We start from the raw sequence: 2,010 nt of genomic DNA, 5'->3' as shown, positions 1-2,010 counted from the left end.
GGCACCCGGGCCAGCAGCCGCGCGGCCCGCTCGGCCGCCCAGCCCTTGACGATCCCGGTCGGATCCAGCATCCCCCGGTAGCGGGTGCCGAACCATCCCTCGCTCACCCGCTCCGCCTCGGCCGCCAGCTCCAGCACCCGGGCAACCTCGGGCGCGCACTCCGCCATGGTCAGCTCTCCCCGCGCCAACCGGGACACCTCGCTGTCCGCGCGGTACGTGCTGAACACCTCGTCCGCCCGGTGGAGACCGCCCACCGCCTCGCCCAGTGCCGCGCGTACCGCGCGCGGCTCACCGCCGTGCACGTCGAAGGAGAAGACGGTCCCCATGACCTCCTCCGCGTGCCGCACCGCGTCACCCATGGGCCTGGTCCAGCGCGGACTGGAGGGACTGCTGGTAACCGGTGCTGGTGTACGAGGCTCCCGAGACCATGTCGATCTGCGCGCTCTGCGCGGTCAGCGCCTCGCGCCGCAGCTGGGGGATCGCATAGCTGTTGATCTCGCGGTCGCGCGGGTTGTCCGTGGGGTAGCGGACGGCCGTCACGTCGGTGAGCCTGCCGTCCTTGACGGTGATCCGCACCTGAACCGGACCCCAGCGGGTCTGCACGGTCCGGCCGGTGACGGACTTCGAGGCACCTCCGGGAGAGGCGGCCGCGCTCGCGCCCCCCTGCCGGGCCGGTGTCGACGTACCTACGGCGAGGCCCGTGGTGTGCGGCTTCAGGGACAGCAGCAGCACCATGGCCGAGACCGTCGTGGCGCTCGCCAGGACCATGCGGCGCAGCGGCCGGTTCTTCCTCAACGCGTGCATCGGCTGCACCTCACAGTTCGAAGGACTCGTGATGGATGCGGTGGTCCGGCGAACCCGCTGCGCGCAGGGCCTCGTAGACGTCCCGGGCGAACGTCTGCGGCCCGCAGATGTAGACGTCATGTCCGGGCAGGCCGGGGAAGTTCGCCCGCAGCGACTCCGCCGTGATGCGAGTCCGCTCGCCATGCGGACCGTTCAACACGTACAGCACCCTGGCGCCGCGCCACCGGGCGATCGCCTCCAGCTCACCGCCCAGCGCGAGATCCTCCGCCGAGCGCGCCCGGTACAGCAGGGTGACCTCGCCGGGCAGCGTCTCGAACAGGGCCCGCAGCGGGGTGATGCCGACCCCGGCCGCGATCAGCAGGGAGCGCCCGGCCGCCGCCCGGTCGGCGGTGAGCGCGCCGTAGGGGCCCTCCGCCCACACCCGGGTGCCGGGCCTGAGCAGCGAGACGGCCGTGCTGTGATCGCCGAGCGCCTTCACCGTGATGCGCAGGAGGTCCGGGCGGGGCGGCGCCGACAGGGAGTACGGCGTGGACGTCCAGGCCATGCCGTCGGTGAGGAACCGCCAGCGGAAGAACTGGCCCGGCCGCGCGCCCAGCCGGTCGAGGTCCCGCCCGCCCATCACGACCGAGTACACGCCGGGCGCCTCCGGATGCACCGACTCGACCCGCAGCCGGTGCCGCCGGTTCAGCCGCACCGGTGTGAGGACCCGGAACCACAGCACGAGCGCCGCGACCCCGAGGTAGAGCGCGTACCAGGCGGCGGCGGCCACCGGCGCGCCGTTGAACTGGTCGCCCAGCGACACCTGATGGAAGAAGCTCAGGAACACCGCTGCGTACGTGAGCAGGTGGACGTAATACCAGAACTCGTGCGGGATTCGGCGGCGCACGGACCGCACGGAGGTGAGACCGACCGCGAACAGGATCACGGTGCCCGCGGTGGCCTTCAACATGTCCGGATAGTCCAGCACCACGGTGACCGTCTCGTGCCACAGCGACGCCCGGTCCTGCGCCGCGTACCCGGCGAGGATCAGCACGATGTGCGCCACCAGCAGGGACACCGTGTACCGGCCGGCCATCGCGTGCCAGCGCGCCACCCGGTCCGATCCCACCCGGTTCTCCAGCAGCGGCACCCGCGCCATCAGGCCGACCAGCACCGCGCAGGCGTACCCGCACAGCAGCCCCGCGATACGCCCGGCGCCGTTGAGCC

Annotated in this window: 3 protein-coding genes; all 3 read right to left on the bottom strand. The window is 72.5% G+C overall.

Annotated elements, in window-relative coordinates; translation table 11 throughout:
* On the bottom strand, nucleotides 1-326 hold a 326-nt coding region (locus H5J33_RS32935), incomplete at its 3' end, for an FAD:protein FMN transferase (protein WP_181798376.1).
* A 25-nt stretch (nucleotides 327-351) separates the two neighbouring features.
* Nucleotides 352-804, bottom strand: a complete 453-nt coding sequence (locus H5J33_RS32930; RefSeq protein ID WP_181798375.1) for an FMN-binding protein — start codon at nucleotides 802-804, stop codon at nucleotides 352-354.
* A 10-nt stretch (nucleotides 805-814) separates the two neighbouring features.
* On the bottom strand, nucleotides 815-2,010 hold a 1,196-nt coding region (locus tag H5J33_RS32925), incomplete at its 5' end, for a ferric reductase-like transmembrane domain-containing protein (RefSeq protein WP_181798374.1).

It is taken from the genome of Streptomyces sp. WELS2 (assembly GCF_013870595.1).
Taxonomy (GTDB): Bacteria; Actinomycetota; Actinomycetes; order Streptomycetales; family Streptomycetaceae; genus Streptomyces.
The sequence above is the reverse complement of the archived record's forward strand: the minus strand, read 5'-3'. Positions and strand labels throughout refer to the sequence as shown.